Raw genomic sequence first — 21,052 nt, 5'->3', positions numbered from 1 at the left:
TGGTTAATTTGAGTGTGTAGTATGTTTGAAGCCAATAAATGTGCATTTCGTCAACCGGACAACCAGTTTTCGCTACAAAAGTGGCAAAAAACAATTGATTTAATGACTGAGCTATTTTCCGCACCAGCTGGTTTTATCGTGCAAAAAAACAATGGTGCGTATCGCATCATTGTGTCAAGCAAACAACAAGAAAACCCCTATGATGTGGGGGCAGAATCAAATGCTGACGATAATATCTTTTGCAAGCAAGTTTTGCGCGACTTAGCACCGCTTTATGTTCCTCATGTGAGTGAGGACAGTCAATGGCATGACAGTCCTTATAGTAAAGATGGCATTGAATCATATTTAGGTGTGCCAATTTGTTGGCCTAATGGAGAACCATTTGGCACATTTTGTGTGATGGATTTTGAACAAACTGATTATCAACCAAGCCTAATAGAACTCATAAAGCAACTCAGAGACATGGTTGAAGATGATTTAGCATTGTTAGATAGCTTCGCACAAATGCGTGAAATTGCCATGCTAGACCCATTAACGAATATTTATAACCGTCGCGCCTTGGACTTACTCTCGCAACATAAATTAAATCTAGCAGCTCGTCTAGGCTTTGAAGTATGCTGCTTATTTATTGATGTTAATAACTTTAAACCGCTTAATGATAATTTTGGTCATGAGGTGGGAGACCAAGCTCTAATTAGCCTTGCTGACTCAATGAAAGGCACCTTACGAGAGGCTGATATTATCGGTCGACTAGGTGGTGATGAGTTTGTTGCCCTTCTTCAAGCAACGAGTGGTGATTGTATCGATACGATTATGAAAAAGCTTGAGACCAAGTTTAAGGCAAACCTGCAAAGTCAGGGCTTGCCAGAACTTAGCCTCAGTATCGGCTATGCGATGCTTACTCAACATAATGAAACATTTGCTGATCTTCTAAAACGTGCAGACGAAGATATGTATGAGAAAAAGCAAGCCTATAAACGTGATTAGGCTATTTGCTTCTCTGCTAGGTTTAATTCCATCGTTGCTTTAAGTAAACGGTAAAGATTGATAGATGCATCAATTTCTTCTTTACGGTTAGTTAAACTCTCAATATTTAAGCCAAGCGGTACATTTAAATGAGCGCAACTTTGCAATATTAGGTCGAGGTTTTCACGGCAAATACGTACAGACTCGCTTAGTGGGTTCGCGGAATCAAGCATGCGCCATTTTGTTGCCTCTGGTACAGATATACCCAACCACTGCATAAACTCAAGTGTTTTCTCACCACCACAGGGGGTGAAAGTAAGAATGATTCGTTTCGGTGAAATGCCAAGTGCTTTACAGCTACGCGCATAACTGGTGATTAAGTCGATTGTAGCCTGTGCGTTATACACAGCTTGGGAGATAAAAAACTGACAACCTTGCTCAGTTTTTTCAAGCAATCGCTCATGCTCATTGCGTTTGCTAGCATGACGCTCAGCTATGGTAACGCCACCTAAAAATATATCATTATCTTGTTTTTGAAGTGTTTTATAAGCATCAGGCAGGCTCAATTTGATATCGCCATGAGATGATGGGCTACCAACTAACACTAAGTTTTTTAAATCAAAATCATTACGAGTTTCTGCTAGCCATTCGTTAAACTCAGCTTCACCGCGTTGAGCAACGCTTTTGTACGTAATAACATCTTGTTGAGACAAGTTACGTAATAAATGAGAGTACTCACGTGGATCGACGGTTTCTTTGAATGGAAATGGGCGTGGTTTTGCCGTACGACTACTTTCATCTTGAATGTCATAGATAATCACACCATCGTATTCAATTTCGTGTAAACGACCTAATAGCTTTTGCGCAATGGTTTCAAGCTGAGCTTTATCAGTGCCAGATTTAGGCGGTGTGGTACCAATAAGGTAAACACCTTGATTGGTGTCTTCAATTTTCTCTTGTAATGATAAAGCCATAATCCTCATTCCAGCTGTAGTTGCGTCTATGAGGATAATATAGCAGCCATTTAGACGTCTAGATAGATTTTTTTCGTGAAAGTTTTTCAATGACTATGAATTTTGCTCAACTTAAAAGGCCGTTGTTCGTAAAAACTGACACACCTGTTTACATTAATTCTGCCTTCAACCCTCATATTTTCTGGTACTTTGGTGCATAATCAACGGTTAATAACTATGAGAAAAATAACTAACAAGGGAACATAATGAAATTTAGATTATTAGCAACAGCCGTTGCTGTCACGCTAGCGCTCGGCGGATGCGCAAGCAATTCACAGTCAACGATGGTTAAAGAAGTCGAGGTTGAGCAGTCAGTAAGCCAAGATGATAATCGTGTATTTAGCCAAGATTACCTATTAGAAGAGCTTGAAAACGGTCTTCGTGTAATGGTGGTAAAAACAGATTACCCAGATGTTGTATCACTGCAAATTCCAGTATCGGTTGGTTCACGTAATGAGGTTGAAGCAGGTAAAACCGGTTTTGCACACTTCTTTGAGCATATGATGTTTAAAGGCTCTGAAAAATTCCCGCAAGATGTGTATTCAGATATTCTAAAAAACTCAGGTGTTGATAATCGCGCATACACAACCAATGATTACACTAACTACCACTTAAACTTCTCAAAAGAACACTTAGATAAAGTACTCGAAATCGAAGCGGATATTTTTCAAAATCTGACGTACAGCGAAGAGCAGTTCCGCACTGAAGCGCTGACTGTAAAAGGGGAATATCTAAAGAATAATGCCAGCCCAATTCGTAAATTACTTTCTGCTGTTCGTAATGAAGCATTCGAAAAGCATACGTATAAGCATACCACTATGGGCTTTTTTGAAGACATTGAAGCTATGCCTGATCAAATGGCGTATGGTAAAGAGTTCTTCGCTAAGTTTTATAAACCTGAATATGTATCTTTAGTTATTGTTGGTGATGTTGATCCACAAGAAACCATGGCAATGGTGAAAAAGCACTGGGGCAACTGGGAAAAAGGTGATTACCAAGCTGATATTCCTGTTGAACCAAAACAACAAGCAGCAAAATATGTGCATGAAAAAAATGATGGTTTACCAGGTCACTGGTTGCTTGTGTCTTACAAAGGCACAGCATGGGATCCAACTCAAAAAGACCGCGCAGCCCTTGGTTTGATCTCACAGCTTTATTTCTCAAACAACTCGGCACTTTATCAAGAGCTTGTTGTTGATAAACAAATTGCCAGCCAAATGTTTACCTATAACCCTGATACTAAAGATCCTGGGTTATTACATGTTTTTGTAAAAGTCGAAAACGAAGCGGACCTTGCAAAAGCGCGTGATGCGATTAACCGTACTTATGCACAAGCGCGCACGGAGCTTGTTGATGCGCAAAAGTTAGCTGATTTAAAATCTAACTTAAAATACAGTTTTATTAATGGTCTTGATTCATCGCAGTCAATTGCCTCAACGCTTGCAAGCTACATGCACTTTGAGCGCGACCCTGAAGTGATAAACCAACTGTATGCAACTGCTGATAGCATCACTCCAGAAGATATCAAAGCGGTAGCAAACAAATATTTTGTTGATTCAAGCCGCACCACAGTGACAATGTCGGCGCTTGATAAAGTGGCAGGCTTTGATCACGAGGTTGACTTAAACGAGGCAGTGGCGAATATTGAGCAAGCCCCAACAGAGCGTCATTTTAAAGTACTTGATAAAACAAATAGCTCGCCACTGGTTGATGTTAACTGGTTATTCAATACCGGTGCAGCGGCTGATCCACAAGGCAAAAAAGGCTTAGCGGTACTCACTGCTGCAATGCTAGCGCAAGGTGGCTCTGAAACTATGAGCTACAAAGATATTCAAAAAGCGTTATACCCACTGGCGGGAAGCTTTGGCTATCAAATCGATAAAGAGATGATTTCACTACGTGGTCGTGTGCATAAAGACAATGCTGCCAAGTGGTATGCACTTGTTAGCGATCAATTGTTAAATCCTGGCTTTAGAGAAGATGATTTCAAGCGTCTGAAAAAAGAGCTTATTGATAGCATTAAAGCGGGTCTGAAAGCGTCAAATGACGAAGAGTTAGGTAAAGAAGTGCTTTATCATCAGCTTTATAAAGGCCATCCATACGAAAGCTATAACTATGGTGATTTATCAGATCTTGAAGCGTTGACGCTTGACGATGTAAAAGCGTTTTATGCTAATCAGTTTACCCAATCTAAGTTAACTGTGGGTTTAATTGGTGCGATTCCGAGTGATGTTAAATCAACTATGCTGAAAGACTTAACATCGCTTCCACATGGTAAAGAAAGCCGCTTAACGATCCCTGATGCGCCAGTGCTAAAAGGGCATCATGCAACGATTGTTGAAAAATCAGCGCAATCTACCGCTGTGTCATTTGGTTTCCCAATCGATACTATTCGTAGCAGTGATGATTGGACCGCACTTTGGTTAGTACGCTCTTACTTTGGTGAACATCGCAGCTCAAACAGCTTCTTGTATCAGCGTATTCGTCAAACCCGTGGTATGAACTATGGTGACTATGCATATATTGAGTACTTCCCGCGTGGTATGTTCCAAACTAAACCTGATGCTAACTTAGGTCGTTCAGAACAAATTTTCCAAGTGTGGTTACGTCCGCTTCGTTCAAATAACGACGCGCACTTTGCAACACGTACGGCGCTGTTTGAGCTTGATAAGCTAATTAAAGAGGGTATTAGTAAAGAAGACTTTGAAGCGACGCGTAACTTCTTAATTAACTTTGTGCCACAAATGGTTGCAAGCCAAGATCGCCAATTAGGCTATGCGCTTGATAGTGAGTTCTATAACACAGAGAGCTTTGTTGACTATGTGCGCGGCAAGCTTGAAAAGCTAACCCTTGATGATGTTAACCGTGTTATTCGCGATAACTTGCAAACAGAGAATATCCACTATGTGTTTATTACTGGTGACGGCAAAGACATGCAAAAACGCTTAGCATCAGAGCAAACATCGCCTATGGTGTACAACGCTGAAAAACCAGCAGAGCTTGTAGCTGAAGATAAAGTGATTGCAGACTATAAACTTGCGATACCGGCGAAAAATATTAAAGTACTTGATGTCGAAAAAGTATTTCAATAATAACTAATCAATGCCCCTGTCTAGGGGCATTTTTTATGTTTAATAGCAAATAACGATGACACTCTGGTTATTAGATATAACCAGAACAAATAAACAACGGGTTAGTACATCTTGCTACAAATCCGTTAAACTTAAGTAATAGCAGTTAGGTACAACCAGAAAGGCAAAATTATGCGTCATGAAATTTGGCAAAAGCTTCGCGAAGAAGCAAACGAAGTCGTTACTCGTGAACCTCTTTTAGCAAGTCACGTTTATTCGTGTGTGTTAAATCATGAGTGTTTGGGCTCGGCGCTAAGTTTTATTGTTGCTAATAAGTTGGCGGATGCAGTGGTTTCAGCATTCACAATTCGTGAATTGTTTGACCAGGCCTTTGTTAAGTGTGATTTGATGTTGACCCATGTCGCTCATGATATAAAAGCAGTAAAAGATCGTGACCCTGCCGCAGATAGCTACTTAACGGTGATACTTAACTTAAAAGGCTTTCATGCAATACAAGCACACCGACTTGCAAACTGTCTTTGGTTACAGAACCGAAAAGAACTTGCTCGCTTTATTCAAAGTAGAACTTCTGAAGTGTTTGGTGTTGATATTCACCCTGCTTGTAAAGTGGGTCATGGTATTATGTTTGACCATGCAACAGGGATTGTAATCGGTGAAACAGCGGTTATTGAAGATAATGTATCGATTCTTCAATCAGTTACTTTAGGTGGTACGGGCAACGAACAAGGTGATCGCCATCCTAAAATTCGCGCGGGTGTGTTGATTGGTGCCGGTGCGAAAGTGTTGGGTAACATTGAAGTAGGAGAGGGCGCACGCATAGGTGCAAACTCTGTGGTATTAAGTCCTGTTCCAGCACATACAACCGTTGTTGGGGTACCTGCTAAAGTGGTGGGTAAACCGAGCTGCCCTTGTCCAGCGGAAAGTATGAATCAAAACTTTCTTGATGACAGCACCACAAGCGCAAGCAATGCATCTCATACCAGTGCAATGCTGTAGTTCTTTACAATAAAGAGCAAAAGAACCTTGTCTAAATTAGCGTTTGGTTTGTCGATTGTAGCGTCATTTATTTGTGGCGCTATCATCATGTTTATGCTTCAAACTGATAACACCGTTTTACCAACTTCAGAGCGGACGCAAATAAGTGTTATAGAGCCGGCTATTTCTGAGCAAGCAGCACCAGTTGCACCTATTAGTGTGAGTGGAGTTTCTAAGGTTGGGCATCAAACTTCACCTGAAGAATTAACTCAAGAAGCGCTTAAGCAGCAAATTGTCGAACTTGAATTACAAGTCGAGAGCCAGCAGGCTGTGATTGCAAGTTATCGCACTAACGCACTTACATCCGATGAAATAGACTCCCACCTTGATAAGCTTTACACGCTTTTAGCACAGCAAGAACGCAATGAAGCATGGGCCTATCAAGTTGAAACAGCTATGAGTGACTTTTTAATTATGGCTGACTTACCTATACAGCCAAATGTTAGCATCTCTAAGTGTAAAAGTTCTGTTTGTCAGTTTAAGTTACAACGCCCAGATGACGTTGCAGTACTTCCTGAGCATTATTGGCGAAATATAACAGATGATTTAATGCTGCAAAGCTGGTGGAAACAGTTTAAATATACTTCCACCACATCGAGTGACGATGAGCTAGTCATCGTTGTAAGTACAGACTAATCAAACCACTTTTGATTGCAACTGGCCATCTGCCAATTCAGTGGTGAGCAATTCTCCGCTATTAACCTGTGACACTGATTTCACCACCTGACCTTGTTTGTTTTTAGTAATGCTATAACCACGTGCTAATACACTTAGTGGACTGACTGAATCTAAGCGGCTCGCCTGCAGTGATAGATGATTACGGGATGTTGTAAGTTGGTGCTTTATAGCTTGTGTTAAACGACCTTGAAGCTGTGTAAGCAAGTGCTCATAGCGAGTAAGTTGTTTTTCTGGTGAGCTTTGCATTAAACGAGGAGTAAGGTTGCCAAGTACTCGTTCATGGCGCTGAATTTTACTTTGCATAGCACGATGTAAAGCAAGGCTTAATTCATCCAGCTTTTGTGCCTGCTGATTGAGTTGATTTCGAGGGTGACAAAGTTGTAAGCGATGCTCAAATTGCGTCGCTGTAGTACGTTTAACTGCCAAAGCATGTTTAAAGGCATGATTTAAATGCCTAACAAGCTGATTTACTCTGCTATGTAACTCTTCACTATTTGGACTGACCAACTCGGCTGCTGCAGAAGGTGTGGCAGCGCGTATATCTGCAACATAGTCACTGATAGTGGTATCTACTTCATGACCCACAGCACTGACAATAGGCAGGTTGCTGGCATAAATGGCGCGTGCCAGTAACTCATGGTTAAAACACCATAAATCTTCTAATGAACCTCCACCACGACCCAATATCAGTACATCTACTTCATTACGTTGATTAGCGATGTTTATTTTTTCTATTAGTTGGCTGTGAGCATCAGCGCCTTGCACCATGGCCGGATAAATCACCACTTCAAGTTGGGGAGCACGGCGTTTCAAAACGGTTAAAATATCGCGGATGGCCGCACCTGTGGCTGAGGTAATCACGCCAACGCGATTGATATTTGTTGGCAATGGCTTTTTATAAGCCGAGCTAAACAGGCCTTCGGCGGCAAGGCGCATTTTAAGCGCATCGAACTCTTGTTTTAATAAGCCTTCACCAGCAGGTGCCATATGCTCAACAATCAGTTGATAATCACCACGTGGTTCATACAAAGATACACGGGCACGCACAGTGACTTGTGCGCCATTTACTGGGCGAAATGTTTGGCCACGATTATTACCGCGCCACATAGCTGCTTTTACTTGTGCGCGATCGTCTTTTAATGTGAAATACCAATGCCCTGAAGCAGGCGCAATAAAGTTTGAAATTTCACCACTTAACACTAAAGAAGAAAAGCCGCGTTCTAGCACACTTCGGATCTCTTTATTAAGGCGTGATACGGTATAAATGTCTTGTGAATTACCCATTGCAGCTAAATTTAATCTCTTTGCCATAAACTAAGGCTACTTTATCATAAATAATTGCACAATTTTATTTACTCGGGTTTAGAACGCTGATAAAATTTGGCCGCAATTCCTTATACTCAGATCCACATGTGAGAAGTTGCCAATATGCTTAGAATTGCTAAAGAAGCTCTTACCTTTGACGACGTACTACTAGTACCAGGTCATTCTACTGTTTTGCCACACACGGCAAATATTTCAACTCGCTTAACGCGTGGTATCAATCTTAACTTGCCACTAGTTTCAGCATCTATGGATACTGTAACAGAAGCTCGTTTAGCGATTGCGCTAGCGCAAGAGGGCGGTTTAGGTTTCATCCACAAAAACATGACAATTGAAGAGCAAGCTAAAAACGTACGTAAAGTTAAAACGTACGAAGCAGGCATTGTTTCTTTCCCTGTTACTGTGACTGCGGATCTAACAATTGCTGATGCCATGGCATTAGCAGAAGATAAAGGTTTTTCAGGTTTCCCTGTAACCGACGCTGACAATAACCTTGTAGGTATTGTTACAAGCCGTGATATGCGTTTTGAAACGAAACTTGAGCAGCCTGTTTCTACAGTGATGACGAAAAAAGATTCGTTAGTAACTGTTAAAGAAGGTGCAGACCGTGATGAGATCTTAGGTTTAATGCACGAGCACCGTATCGAAAAAATTCTTGTTGTTGATGATGCATTTAAACTAAAAGGCATGATCACTGTAAAAGATTATCAAAAAGCACAAGACAAGCCACACGCATGTAAAGATGAGCAAGGTCGTCTTCGTGTAGGTGCCGCTGTTGGTGTTGGCGCAGGTACTGACGAGCGTATCGCAGCTCTTGTTGAAGCAGGTGTTGACGTATTACTTATCGATACATCACATGGTCACTCACAAGGTGTAATCGACCGTGTTGCTCAAACACGTCAAGCATACCCAGATCTACAAATCGTAGCAGGTAACGTTGCAACAGCTGAAGGTGCGATTGCCCTTGCTGATGCGGGTGTTGACGCTGTTAAAGTAGGTATTGGCCCAGGTTCTATCTGTACTACTCGTATCGTAACAGGTTGTGGTGTACCACAAATTACAGCGATTTCTGACGCAGTTGAAGGCTTAAAAGGCCGCGATATTCCTGTTATCGCTGACGGTGGTATTCGTTTCTCAGGTGACATCGTAAAAGCACTTGTTGCCGGTGCATCATGTGTAATGGTGGGTTCAATGTTAGCGGGTACTGAAGAAGCACCAGGTGAAGTTGAGCTATACCAAGGTCGTTACTACAAGTCTTACCGTGGTATGGGTAGCCTTGGCGCTATGAACCAAAAAGAAGGTTCATCAGACCGTTACTTCCAAAAATCGAACGAAGCAGACAAGCTTGTTCCTGAAGGTATCGAAGGCCGTGTTGCTTATAAAGGCCCTATCGCGACAATCATCCATCAACAAGTGGGCGGTCTTCGCAGTGCAATGGGCTTAACTGGCTGTGCAACAATTGAAGAGTTAAATACTAAACCTCAATTTGTTCGTGTTACTTCAGCTGGTATGGGTGAATCACATGTTCACGATGTGCAAATCACTAAAGAAGCGCCAAACTACCGCTTAGGTTAATAACCTTAAGGTATTGAAATTACAATGGGCTAGCTTTTGCTAGCCCTAATTTATTTATCATCTCCCTTTGGGAGAGCAGTTCCTGACTAACGAGATACTCCATGAGCAAAGACATTCACGATTCACGAATTCTCATTTTAGATTTTGGTTCGCAATACACACAGTTAATCGCACGTCGTATACGTGAGATTGGTGTTTACTGTGAGCTATGGGCATGGGATGTAACTGAAGAGCAAATCCGCGAATTTAATCCACAAGGTATTATTTTGTCGGGTGGCCCTGAGTCTACAACACTTGAAAACAGCCCACGTGCTCCTGAGTATGTATTTAACGCAGGCGTTCCAGTACTTGGTATTTGTTACGGCATGCAAACAATGGCAACGCAACTGGGTGGTAGTGTACACAGCTCTGATAAGAAAGAGTTTGGTTATGCGCAGGTTGAAAAAGTAGGTGATTGTGCGTTATTTGACGCTATCGAAGACCACATTACTGACGGCGGTGCAGGCGTACTTGACGTTTGGATGAGCCACGGCGATAAAGTGATGGAAGTACCAGAGACTTTCAAAACAACGGCTAAAACGTCAACATGCCCACATGCTGCAATGTCTTGGGAAGAAAAGCGTTTCTACGGCGTACAGTTCCACCCTGAAGTAACTCATACGCATCAAGGTCAACGTTTACTTGAGCGTTTTGCAATTGATATCTGTGGCTGTGAAAAGCTATGGACACCAGCTAAAATCATCGACGATGCGATTGAGCGTATTAAGGAAACTGTAGGTGATGATGAAGTTATCTTAGGTTTATCAGGTGGTGTTGATTCATCTGTTGTAGCCATGCTTATTCACCGTGCAATTGGCGACAAGCTGACGTGTGTATTCGTTGATAACGGTCTTCTTCGTTTAAACGAAGGTCAGCAAGTTATGGACATGTTCGGTAACAAGTTTGGCCTAAACATTGTTAAAGTAGATGCTGAAGATCAATTCTTAGCAGACTTAGCAGGTAAGTCAGACCCAGAAGATAAGCGTAAAGCGATTGGTCATACCTTCATTAAAGTATTTGACGAGCAAGCTAAAAAGCTGAAAAGCGCTAAATGGTTAGGTCAAGGTACTATCTACCCAGACGTAATCGAATCTGCTGCATCAGCAACAGGTAAAGCACACGTAATCAAGTCTCACCACAACGTAGGTGGTTTACCAGACGACATGGAAATGGGTCTTGTAGAGCCGTTACGTGAGCTATTCAAAGATGAAGTGCGTAAAATTGGTCTTGAGCTTGGCCTACCTTACGACATGCTTTACCGCCACCCATTCCCAGGACCTGGTTTAGGTGTTCGTGTACTTGGTGAAATCAAGAAAGAGTACTGTGACTTACTACGTCGCGCAGATGCTATCTTCATTGAAGAGCTACACAAAGCAGAGCTTTACCACAAAGTAAGTCAAGCCTTCACTGTATTCTTACCAGTTAAATCGGTAGGTGTAATGGGTGATGCGCGTAAATACGACTGGGTTGTATCACTACGTTGTGTAGAAACAATCGACTTTATGACGGCACGTTGGTCACATCTACCTTATGAGTTCTTAGGTGTGGTTTCTAACCGTATCATCAACGAAATCGATGGTATTTCACGTGTTGTTTACGATATTTCAGGTAAGCCACCGGCAACAATCGAGTGGGAATAATTCACTTTAAGCTAGTCACTTGTACTGAATATTTATAAAGACACAAAAGCCCGCTTATATAAGCGGGTTTTTTGTTATTTAGTCGTTATCATTTGGTATAACACTCTAGTCCTTGCATATAGAGTTGACTGAGCTCTTCTGCGGATATACTTGGTGCATCTGTGGCCGAATTAGATGATTGTTGAAAGATATGCTGAGCTATTAGTCTACCCATGTTTTGGGCGCTGGAGGTTTTATGAATACGAGTTTCATAAAACTTCTTCAAAATAATATTGAGGCTAAATTCGGTCTTAAATAATTGAGCTAGGTGCCAAGCATCTTCAAGTGCTTGGCTAGCACCTTGCCCCGATGTGGGTAAGGAAGCATGTGCAGCATCGCCGATAATAATGAGATTCTCCTTGTGCCAATAGGGTAGTGGGTCAATATCATGTACAAATATGCGCTTTAAGCTGCGTGGATTATAACTATTAAGTACCTGTTGAACTTTTTTAGGCCAATCTTGAAAACGCTCATGCATTTCTTCAAACCACTGCTCCATTGGTTTCGTTTTATCAAGGTTACTAGGCCATGCAGCAGCCCAGTAACAATGTTGGTTTGCTACAGGTACTATACCAAAGCGTTCATTATTATCTCTAAAGTCATGAATTGTCTGCTCAAAAGGAGTCAGCTCAATTTCACTGGTGCCTATTACATTAATGAAGCCTTGGTATTTAGTTGGCATAGGCACTTTATATAGATACTCTCGAGCTTTCGATTGCATTCGTCCATCACATCCTACCACAAGATCAAACTTATCTTTTAATTGCGCAATGTCTTGAGTATTGACGGCTTGGTTGAAGTGAATAGTGGCACCCAGTTTCTTTAGTCGCTCAGCAAGTATCTTTATTAAGTCACGACGTAATATGCTAATAGTTGAAAAGCCACACAGAGAGTTTAGTGTTTGAATATTAAACTCACTTTGCTGAATAGCTTGTTTGTCGTAATGTCGCATAGCAACTGGTTGACCACCATGCTGGCTGAAATCATCTATTAAACCTAGCTGCTCAAGCACAAAGGTCGCATTAGGCCATAACGTAACACCTGCACCGATTGTCGAAAAGCTGTTGTTTTTTTCGAATAAGGTAACCTTGATACCTTGTTTTCTTGCAAATATCGCTAACGCAAGGCCAGCAATACCTGCACCTATAATGGCTATGTGTTTAATTGAACTCATTTAAATCTTCCCAGTTTTTAAGAAAAAAATGATTATCACTGGTCCAATAGATAGGATAAATATGGTAATTTTGGTTTGTAAATCCCATTTTTTGAGATAGTTTTGCTAAACAATATTGAATTACAGTGGCTTCTTAGCTTCCAGAAAGTATTTGAACAATTAAGTTTTAAGCGGGCCGCAGAGCTGTGCCAAATTCCCAAATCGAATGTGAGCCGTCATGTTGCACTTTTAGAACAAGCGTTGAATGTACGGTTATTGGAACGTACAACACGAAAAATGGTTGCGACAGAAGCGGGAGAACTTCTTTACCAAAACTTAACTCCGCTGCTTGTTGCTATGGGGGATGTTTTACAAGAAACCTATCAAAATAGTGATTTAGTTTCAGGGCATTTAAAAGTCATTACACCTGATTTACCGTTTTTGGCAGAGGCTATGGCTGAGTTTTGTTATAAACACCCTAACATTCAGTTAAGTTGTGATACTCAGCTTAATCCCGAAGAGGGGCTATTAGAAGGGTTTGATATAGTGATACGTTTTGGACGAGGCCCTGTGGAGGACTCTGGATGGGTTGCAAAAGAGCTAGTGCGTTGGCCAAGTTGTGTCGTAGCTTCTCCTCATTTACTAGATAAACACCCTAAACCAAATTCAACGATTGAACTTGGTAAGCTTCCTTGTATTACAAGCTTATCAGTCTTACAAGGAATGCCATGGAAATTCAAACAAGCAGGCACAGTTAATGTTGCATCCCGTTACAAAGTAAATAGTGGGCATATGGCAAAGTCTGCTGCACTTAAAGGGTTAGGTTTTGCGATACTTCCTTATGATGCGTGCAGACAAGAGTTAGAAGAAGGGCTGTTAACTAAAATAGATTCCTTAGCAGATGAGCCTGAAGATTTGGTTTTGTATGCTTTTTATTCTGGGCGTAGATATCCGTTCAAAAAAGTAAAAGCATTTCTTGAGTACCTTCAACTTGTTATTCAGCAACATTATCTTTCAAGCGAATGAAGCGCTTTAAATGATTATAACTGTGTTTGGTTCTTTTAGTTTTTGCAGATAGCTTGGGTATGTTTAAAAAAGCTTTGTTAGCTTGCTAATTCGCCGTTTTGTTTATTTTGAAAGCAATTGAACTGCAAACCGTGTTTTTTTACTTTACCTTTATAAAAAGCTCTATATAATTCATCGTCATTGCAGGGGCGTAGTTCCAATTGGTAGAACAGCGGTCTCCAAAACCGACGGTTGGGAGTTCGAATCTCTCCGCCCCTGCCATTTCTTCCTACTTTACTTTAATCGCAAATCTTCTTATATTACTTGCTCTTAATCATGATTGAGTTGTTATGAACCCAAGTTACGCTGCGATATTTTCTGTACAACCTTTAGAATTAAATCAACACTTTCAAACTGTGTCTGACGCTTCGCTTGAACACATACCTACGCCTCAACAAACGCCTATAACGCTGCCGTTACAGCTTCATCAAGATCTTGAAAAAGCGCTGTCTCCTTTAGTAATAACGCAAATTGTTAAGGCCACCAGTATAAGTTGGCAAGAGGGCTGTTTAAGCTTGCCAAGCGATAAGCTGACTAGTGAGCAGAAAAAGCAACTTTGGTCTTTAATTGGTGAACAACTTGATAAACTTTAAATCTGTTGATGCAAACGATATTGCACAGCTAATGGTCATTGAAAATGCCTGTCATAGTCATCCGTGGACAGAAAAAACCATGTTATCGTGTTTAGCGGGTCGTTATTTTAATCTTGCTGCTTTTCAAGGCGATGACATGCTGGGTTTCTATATTGGTGAGAAGGCAGGCCCTGATTATACCTTGATGGATATTTGTGTTGCGCCTAAATACCAAGGGCAGGGGATAGCAAGGCAATTACTAACGGCGTTTATTGAATATGGTGAACAGCATGACGCTGAGAACCTATTTTTGGAAGTACGCGAATCTAACAATCGTGCAATTGCTTTATATGAACGTGCGGGCTTCTCACATATGTCAGTGCGAAAAAATTACTACCCAACAGCAACAGGCAATGAAGACGCTATTTTAATGGGGTTAACGCTGAGTTTTTAAGCCCATTAAGCGGCGTTTTCAAGTGCACTAATAAGTGATTCATAGCTTGCATCAACCTGCTCAGTATCATTACTACGTAGCGCGCTTTCAAGTTGCCCTGCGGTTTTATGAATAGCTTCAAAGCCAAAACATCCCGCACTGCCTTTTAAGCTGTGTGCTAATGAGCGCAGTTCTTCCCATTCCTTAGCACGATAAAGCTGAATGACTTGACTCAAATAGTCTGGTAATTTTGAACGATAGTTTTCGTTAATCTGTTGGAATTTCTCACTTTTTAGTAAGTTTTCCCACTTATTCTGGCTGTCCTTTTCTATATTTAAATAACTTACTAAAACTTGTTCTAGGGCACTTTTGTCAATGGGTTTTGCCAAAGCTTCGTTGCAGCCAGCTTTGATATACCTGTCAACATCGGTTTTCATTACATTGGCTGTTAACGCGATGATAGGGCCATCATAGGCTGCGTGTCGAAGCATTTGGGTCGCTTCTAAGCCACCCATCACAGGCATTTGCATATCCATTATAATTAGTTGGTAGTCATTAACTAATGCCATTTCTACAGCTTCTGCGCCATTTTTGGCTATATCAGGCTCAAGCCCCCATGTCTGTAATAATAGCTTGATCAGTAACTGGTTATCGGGATTATCTTCAGCAACCAAAATACTGGCATCAAAGTTATTTTCAGCAAATGATAAGAGTAAATCTTTTCCGGGCGACAGCTGTTTATTATCATAAATAAAGGCGTCATCCTGTAATTGCTTAGCGTTTAGGTGGCAAGCTACTTGAATTGTGAAGCAACTTCCATTGCCAGGTTCACTAACAAGATGGACATCACCTCCTAATAATTGCGCTAAATTCTTTGAAATACATAACCCAAGTCCTGTACCACCAAAGCGACGAGTTGTGGTGGCATCGGCTTGTTCGAATGGCTTAAATACCCTTTCAACTTCACGCTCAGACATGCCAATACCGGTATCTTTAATTGCAAACTCTAAGAATTGTTTGCTGCTGTTATAGCAAATACTAATAGAGATAGAGCCGTGTTCGGTAAATTTCACTGCATTACTAGCAATATTGATCAAAATTTGTTTTAAACGAGTGGTGTCGCTGTTGATGATTTTGGGGATAGGTAAACTGTAATCGATATCAAATTGCAGTTGTTTTTCATTCGCTAGAGGGCGAATAATTGAGTCTATGTCATGTACAAGCTGCACAACGTGACAAGGACTACACTCTACGGCCAGTTTTTCGGCTTCAATTTTAGACAAGTCGAGAATATTATTAATCAGTTCAAGTAGGTGTTTTGAATTACGTAAAATGGTGCTTAAGTGCTGCTCATCATTGACTGCATTTTTATTATGTAAGAGTTGCTCTGTAAAACCCATAATTGCGGTGAGTGGTGTACGAATTTCATGACTCATATTAGCTAAAAAGCGGCTTTTTAATTGGTTTGCTTGTTCGGCTTGCGCAATGGCCACCTCAAGCTTGCTGTTCATTGCTTCAAGGGCTTTTGTACGGCTTTCTACCTTTTCTTCTAAGTGATGTTTGTATTCTTCAAGCTCGTCTTGATAATGACGAATTTGATTCACCATGTGGTTAAAGTCGTTGAAAAGCACGCCGACTTCATCGTTTGTATGGGCTGGCAAATACACGGATAAATCGCCATCCCCAACACGGTGGCTCGCTTCACCAAGTAACTCAACAGGGGTGAGGAGTAAGTTGCGAACAACAATATAAATAAGAATGGGTAAAGCGATCACTGAAATAATGACAATTAAAGCTGTGATCAGGCTAATCGCTTTGCCAGACTGGTAGAGAAGGTTTTTAGGTGTGGTTGATACAAAGTAATCACCATCAGTCATTTGTACTGCGTAAATAATACGTTCTTCTTTATCAATGCTAGAAAGTTCAATACTGGCAAGTTTGCCATAGTCAGCAAGACTCTTAATTTGCTCTAGCTCATATTCACTTAAATAACTACCCCGTAAATCATAGTCAGAGCTAAAAAGAATTTGCCCTTTAGTGGTTAAAAACAAATTTAAGGTGTTATTAAAAGGCGCTTCTAGAATGCTAGTGTTTAAAATCGAGGGCTCAACATGTACAACAATAAAGCCTAGTTGCTGCGGGCGCTTCAAATAATAGTCTATGTTGTAAATTGGATGCACAAAATACAGGCTGGTGGAGCCATCCTCTTTCGGGATCATAAACTGTTGTTGTCGTAAGTTTGACTGCTGTACTTGTTTAAAAAATGGATACTCTTTTGGAGCGGGTGTTAATTGACTCGAATAGAAGGCATCACTTGTCCCATCTGGCGCTAAGTAGTTAATACTTACAATATCAGGATAGGCCTCCGAATAGCTTGCAAATACATTCATTAACTCACCCAAATGTTCAATATATTGGGTTTTTGAGTCTGTATCGCGAGCTAAAAAATCAGCAAGCACAGGGGATGTTGATAAAAGTCGGGTGATCGAGTGGAAGGAGTCAATATAGTTAAATATTTTTTGTTGTTGTTGCTCAACAAAGCGGCTGACAATAAGTTCAGCTTGTTTTTTTGTGGAGTTAGTTACATTGGTCAGCGTAAACCCGCCTAAAAATAACAAAGGTAAGATCACAAGCGGCGTGATATACCATAATAATCGAATGCTGAGTTTACTGGTTTTCATGACCTAACTTTATTTCCCTCCGTGTAATTTACCAATAGTATGCGTTACAACTTGATTACACAAGCTTAGAAAAAGATGAACAACTAAAACAACAAAAAGGTTGAATAATTACTTACAATCGCTGCTTTTTTGGCTAAGACAAACAGGGTATAATGCCCGCAATTCTATTTTATTTTTACAGTGTGCACTGCTTACTTTTTATGGAGTGAGTATCAGTGGCACTTTGTTCTGACTAAAAGCGGCTTACATGTCTAATTTAACTACCGAAATTAATAAACGACGCACCTTTGCGATCATCTCGCACCCAGATGCGGGTAAAACCACTATTACAGAAAAAGTTCTGTTATTCGGACAAGCGATTCAAAAAGCCGGTACCGTAAAAGGCCGTGGCTCAAACCAGCACGCAAAATCAGACTGGATGGAAATGGAAAAAGAACGTGGTATCTCGGTAACTACGTCTGTTATGCAATTTCCTTACAATGAGCGTCTAGTTAATTTACTTGATACTCCAGGACACGAAGACTTCTCTGAAGATACTTACCGTACATTGACTGCGGTTGATTCATGTTTAATGGTAATCGACGCGGCGAAAGGTGTTGAGGATCGTACTCGTAAATTAATGGAAGTAACACGCTTACGTACTACACCTATTGTAACCTTTATGAATAAGTGTGACCGTGATATTCGTGACCCAATGGAGTTATTAGACGAAGTCGAAACTGAGCTAAACATCGCTTGTGCACCTGTTACTTGGCCAATTGGTTGTGGTAAAGAATTCAAGGGTGTGTATCACATTCACCGTGAAGAAACGATTTTATACAGCACAGGCCAAGGCCACACAATTCAAGAAGTGCGCGTTATCAAAGGGTTAGACAACCCTGAACTTGATAATGCAATTGGTAGTGAACTTGCTGAGCAACTACGTGAAGAGCTCGAGCTTGTTATTGGCGCATCTCACGAGTTTGATTTAGATCTGTTCTTAGCAGGCGAGCTATCACCTGTGTATTTTGGTACGGCACTTGGTAACTTTGGTGTTGACCATGTTCTTGATGGCTTAACTGAGTGGGCACCTGCGCCATTACCTCGCGAAACAGAAGACCGCCAAGTTTCAGCAACTGAAGATAACTTCTCTGGCTTCGTATTTAAAATCCAAGCGAACATGGACCCTAAACACCGTGACCGTATTGCCTTTATGCGTATTGTATCTGGCAAATATAGCCAAGGTATGAAAATGAACCATGTGCGTATTGGTAAACAAGTGAGTATTTCTGATGCGGTAACCTTTATGGCCGGTGATCGTGAACGAGCGCAAGATGCTTACGCAGGTGACATCATTGGTTTACATAACCATGGTACGATTCAAATTGGTGATACTTTCACGCAAGGCGAAAAAATGAAGTTTGGCGGTATTCCTAACTTCGCACCAGAATTATTCCGTCGTATTCGCTTAAAAGATCCATTAAAACAAAAGCAATTGTTGAAAGGCTTAGTTCAGCTCTCTGAAGAAGGTGCTGTGCAAGTATTCAGACCGCTTATCAATAACGACCTTATCGTTGGTGCGGTCGGTGTACTACAGTTTGATGTGGTTGTTGCGCGCTTAAAAGCAGAATACAACGTAGATGCGATTTACGAAGGTGTGAGTGTTAACACTGCACGTTGGGTAAGCTCGGACGATGTTAAAAAGCTTGAAGAGTTTAAGCGTAAGTGCGAAAGCAACTTAGCGCTTGATGGTGGCGATAACCTTACTTATATCGCGCCAAGCCGTGTAAACCTAAACTTGTCGATGGAGCGCTATCCTGACATCAAGTTTAACCATACGCGCGAAAACTAATACGCTAAGTCTGCTTCAAATTTAAGTGCCCGTACAGCGGGCCATAAAGGTAAAAATTACAATGAATATTCGTACTCTTTTAATCGACAAAGCAATTGCTGCTATGGTTGCAGCAGGGTTACCTGAAGACACTAACCCAGCGGTAACGCAAAGCACACGCCCACAGTTTGGTGATTACCAAATCAATGGTGCAATGGGCGCGGCTAAAAAATTAAAATCAAACCCGCGTGAACTTGCACAAAAAATTATCGATAATCTAGACCTTACTGATATCTCAGAAAAAACTGAAATCGCAGGCCCTGGTTTTATCAATATTCACTTAAAGCCTGAGTTTTTATCAGCAAGCTTAAAAGCGGCAAACGAAGACGAAAAGCTGGCTGTTGCACCACATGCAACGGCGCAAAAAGTAGTGGTTGATTACTCATCTCCTAACCTTGCCAAAGAAATGCACGTAGGTCACTTACGTTCAACCATCATTGGTGATGCAGTTGTTCGTGCCCTTGAGTTCCGTGGCGATGACGTTGTTCGTCAAAACCACATGGGTGACTGGGGTACACAGTTTGGTATGTTAATCGCGCACTTAGAAGATCAAATCAAGCAAGGTGTTGATTTAGAATCAGTGGCGTTAGCTGATTTAGAAACCTTCTACCGTGATGCGAAAAAGCGCTTTGATGATGAAGAAGGCTTTGCTGATAAAGCCCGTGATTACGTTGTTAAATTACAAGGTGGCGATGCACACTGTGAAAAACTGTGGAAGTTATTCATTGCCACGTCTGTAAAGCACTCTGAAGAAGTTTACAAGCGTCTAAACGTAACACTTACGCAAGATGACATCATGGCAGAAAGTGCCTACAACAGCGAACTTGCCAACATTATCGCGCTATTAAAAGACAAAAATATTGCCGTTGAGTCTGAAGGCGCACAAGTGGTGTTTTTAGATGAGCTGGCTAACAAAGACGGCGAGCCTTCAGTGTTTATCGTACAGAAATCAGGTGGTGGTTTCTTATATGCAACAACTGACTTAGCTGCTTGTGATTACCGTTCGAATAAACTGGGTGCTGATCGTATCTTAATCTTTGTCGATGCGCGTCAAAGCTTACACTTTAATCAAGTTGAGCTAACAGCACGTAAAGCGGGTTTATTACGTGATGAAACAAGTTATGAATTCTGCCCATTCGGTACCATGATGGGTGAAGATGGCAAGCCATTCAAAACACGTACGGGCGGTACAGTTAAACTTGCTGATTTACTTGAAGAGTCAATTACCCGTGCAGCGGCTAAACTTGCTGAGCGTGAGTCTGATTTAAGTGTCGAAGAGCGTAGCGAAATTGCTCGTAAAGTAGGTATTGGCGCAGTGAAATATGCGGATCTGTCTAAGCACCGTACTAGCGACTATATCTTTAACTGGGACACTATGCTGAGCTTTGAAGGTGCGACAGCGCCTTACTTACAATATGCATATACGCGTGTTCGCAGTATCTTCCGTAAATCAGGTATTGATGCGGCGTCATTAACAGCTGATGTTGCAATCAACGAGCCACAAGAAAAAGCGCTGGCACTTAAACTTCTTCAGTTAGAAGAAGTACTTGATCTAATGATCAGCGAAGCAACACCGCACGTATTATGTGGATACCTATATGAACTAGCAAGCCTATACATGACGTTCTACGAAGCATGCCCAGTTCTAAAAGAAGGCGTAGAGCCAAGTATTCGTGACAGCCGTTTAGTACTGTGTAATTTGGTTGCGAAGACACTGCACTCAGGGTTGGATCTTTTAGGTATCGAAGTCATGGAGCAAATGTAATCACCGTCGTATTTTAACCTAATACTGCGTTGTCAAACCGACTGACCCTAATCACATACAAGCCACGTATGCTCATAGGGATAAGTCGGTTTTCCGTCTTGTCTTAGGCTAAA

The 21,052-nt window shown here is 41.3% G+C and carries 15 protein-coding genes and 1 tRNA gene; 12 read left to right on the top strand and 4 right to left on the bottom strand.

What is annotated here, in order from left to right:
- Positions 1-21 precede the first annotated feature (21 nt).
- Positions 22-987 (top strand): sensor domain-containing diguanylate cyclase, encoded by a 966-nt coding sequence (locus LY624_RS13170; protein WP_341803174.1) that lies wholly within the window; start codon positions 22-24, stop codon positions 985-987.
- Here the strand turns inward: LY624_RS13170 and LY624_RS13165 are convergent.
- Complete coding sequence (locus LY624_RS13165) at positions 984-1,940, bottom strand: methylenetetrahydrofolate reductase (RefSeq protein WP_341803173.1); 957 nt, start codon at positions 1,938-1,940, stop codon at positions 984-986. The genes LY624_RS13170 and LY624_RS13165 overlap by 4 nt on opposite strands.
- A 245-nt stretch (positions 1,941-2,185) precedes the next feature.
- Between LY624_RS13165 and LY624_RS13160 the strand changes: the two genes are divergently transcribed.
- The 3 genes from LY624_RS13160 (at position 2,186) to LY624_RS13150 (ending at position 6,742) form a co-directional block, all read left to right on the top strand.
- Complete coding sequence (locus tag LY624_RS13160; protein WP_341803172.1) at positions 2,186-5,071, top strand: M16 family metallopeptidase; 2,886 nt, start codon at positions 2,186-2,188, stop codon at positions 5,069-5,071.
- Positions 5,072-5,242: 171 nt separating this feature from the next.
- Entirely contained in the window at positions 5,243-6,067 is an 825-nt protein-coding gene (gene cysE, locus LY624_RS13155; protein ID WP_062569554.1) for a serine O-acetyltransferase, read from the top strand.
- 27 nt (positions 6,068-6,094) lie between these two features.
- Positions 6,095-6,742, top strand: coding sequence for a hypothetical protein (locus tag LY624_RS13150; RefSeq protein ID WP_341803171.1), 648 nt, complete (start codon positions 6,095-6,097; stop codon positions 6,740-6,742).
- Here LY624_RS13150 and xseA read toward each other — a convergent pair whose 3' ends face one another.
- Entirely contained in the window at positions 6,743-8,095 is a 1,353-nt protein-coding gene (gene xseA / locus LY624_RS13145; protein ID WP_341803170.1) for an exodeoxyribonuclease VII large subunit, read from the bottom strand.
- A gap of 117 nt (positions 8,096-8,212) precedes the next feature.
- Between xseA and guaB the strand changes: the two genes are divergently transcribed.
- Positions 8,213-9,682 (top strand): IMP dehydrogenase, encoded by a 1,470-nt coding sequence (gene guaB / locus LY624_RS13140; RefSeq protein ID WP_237118035.1) that lies wholly within the window; start codon positions 8,213-8,215, stop codon positions 9,680-9,682.
- Between the two features lie 101 nt (positions 9,683-9,783).
- On the top strand, positions 9,784-11,361 hold the full coding sequence (gene guaA, locus LY624_RS13135; protein ID WP_130149600.1) for a glutamine-hydrolyzing GMP synthase: 1,578 nt from the start codon (positions 9,784-9,786) through the stop codon (positions 11,359-11,361).
- 88 nt (positions 11,362-11,449) lie between these two features.
- On the opposite strand, the gene LY624_RS13130 is transcribed toward guaA, so the two are convergent.
- Complete coding sequence (locus LY624_RS13130) at positions 11,450-12,574, bottom strand: FAD-dependent oxidoreductase (RefSeq protein WP_341803169.1); 1,125 nt, start codon at positions 12,572-12,574, stop codon at positions 11,450-11,452.
- Positions 12,575-12,676: 102 nt separating this feature from the next.
- Here LY624_RS13130 and LY624_RS13125 point away from each other — a divergent pair, with 102 nt between their 5' ends.
- The 4 genes from LY624_RS13125 to rimI all read left to right on the top strand — a co-directional run bounded on the left by LY624_RS13125 (position 12,677) and on the right by rimI (position 14,644).
- Positions 12,677-13,579 carry a LysR family transcriptional regulator gene (locus tag LY624_RS13125; protein ID WP_341803168.1) on the top strand — a complete coding sequence of 301 codons (903 nt, stop codon included), beginning with the start codon at positions 12,677-12,679 and terminating at the stop codon, positions 13,577-13,579.
- Positions 13,580-13,763: 184 nt separating this feature from the next.
- Positions 13,764-13,840, top strand: a tRNA-Trp gene (locus LY624_RS13120).
- A 68-nt stretch (positions 13,841-13,908) separates the two neighbouring features.
- Positions 13,909-14,211, top strand: a complete 303-nt coding sequence (locus LY624_RS13115; RefSeq protein ID WP_130149607.1) for a hypothetical protein — start codon at positions 13,909-13,911, stop codon at positions 14,209-14,211.
- The gene (rimI, locus tag LY624_RS13110) at positions 14,198-14,644 is read left to right on the top strand and encodes a ribosomal protein S18-alanine N-acetyltransferase (protein WP_341803167.1); all 447 of its coding nucleotides are present in this window, start codon (positions 14,198-14,200) and stop codon (positions 14,642-14,644) included. Before LY624_RS13115 ends, rimI begins: the two co-directional genes overlap by 14 nt.
- Positions 14,645-14,649: 5 nt before the next feature.
- Here the strand turns inward: rimI and LY624_RS13105 are convergent, their stop codons facing one another.
- Positions 14,650-17,304, bottom strand: coding sequence for an ATP-binding protein (locus tag LY624_RS13105; protein WP_341803166.1), 2,655 nt, complete (start codon positions 17,302-17,304; stop codon positions 14,650-14,652).
- 247 nt (positions 17,305-17,551) lie between these two features.
- Between LY624_RS13105 and prfC the strand changes: the two genes are divergently transcribed.
- Both prfC and argS read left to right on the top strand, forming a co-directional pair.
- Positions 17,552-19,135: a peptide chain release factor 3 gene (gene prfC / locus LY624_RS13100; RefSeq protein WP_341803165.1), complete on the top strand. Its 1,584-nt coding sequence runs from the start codon at positions 17,552-17,554 to the stop codon at positions 19,133-19,135.
- 61 nt (positions 19,136-19,196) lie between these two features.
- Positions 19,197-20,939: an arginine--tRNA ligase gene (gene argS / locus LY624_RS13095; protein ID WP_341803164.1), complete on the top strand. Its 1,743-nt coding sequence runs from the start codon at positions 19,197-19,199 to the stop codon at positions 20,937-20,939.
- Positions 20,940-21,052 lie beyond the last annotated feature (113 nt).

Source organism: Pseudoalteromonas sp. N1230-9, assembly GCF_032716425.1.
GTDB lineage: Bacteria > Pseudomonadota > Gammaproteobacteria > Enterobacterales > Alteromonadaceae > Pseudoalteromonas.
This window is presented reverse-complemented; position numbering and strand designations above follow the sequence as displayed.

Excerpts from the sequence above, each read along its gene's own strand:
- LY624_RS13170 (WP_341803174.1), top strand. The coding sequence starts at position 22 with ATGTTTGAAGCCAATAAATGTGCATTTCGTCAACCGGACAACCAGTTT.
- LY624_RS13165 (WP_341803173.1), bottom strand. The coding sequence starts at position 1,940 with ATGGCTTTATCATTACAAGAGAAAATTGAAGACACCAATCAAGGTGTT.
- LY624_RS13160 (WP_341803172.1), top strand. The coding sequence starts at position 2,186 with ATGAAATTTAGATTATTAGCAACAGCCGTTGCTGTCACGCTAGCGCTC.
- cysE (WP_062569554.1), top strand. The coding sequence starts at position 5,243 with ATGCGTCATGAAATTTGGCAAAAGCTTCGCGAAGAAGCAAACGAAGTC.
- xseA (WP_341803170.1), bottom strand. The coding sequence starts at position 8,095 with ATGGCAAAGAGATTAAATTTAGCTGCAATGGGTAATTCACAAGACATT.
- guaB (WP_237118035.1), top strand. The coding sequence starts at position 8,213 with ATGCTTAGAATTGCTAAAGAAGCTCTTACCTTTGACGACGTACTACTA.
- guaA (WP_130149600.1), top strand. The coding sequence starts at position 9,784 with ATGAGCAAAGACATTCACGATTCACGAATTCTCATTTTAGATTTTGGT.
- LY624_RS13130 (WP_341803169.1), bottom strand. The coding sequence starts at position 12,574 with ATGAGTTCAATTAAACACATAGCCATTATAGGTGCAGGTATTGCTGGC.
- LY624_RS13115 (WP_130149607.1), top strand. The coding sequence starts at position 13,909 with ATGAACCCAAGTTACGCTGCGATATTTTCTGTACAACCTTTAGAATTA.
- LY624_RS13105 (WP_341803166.1), bottom strand. The coding sequence starts at position 17,304 with ATGAAAACCAGTAAACTCAGCATTCGATTATTATGGTATATCACGCCG.
- prfC (WP_341803165.1), top strand. The coding sequence starts at position 17,552 with ATGTCTAATTTAACTACCGAAATTAATAAACGACGCACCTTTGCGATC.
- argS (WP_341803164.1), top strand. The coding sequence starts at position 19,197 with ATGAATATTCGTACTCTTTTAATCGACAAAGCAATTGCTGCTATGGTT.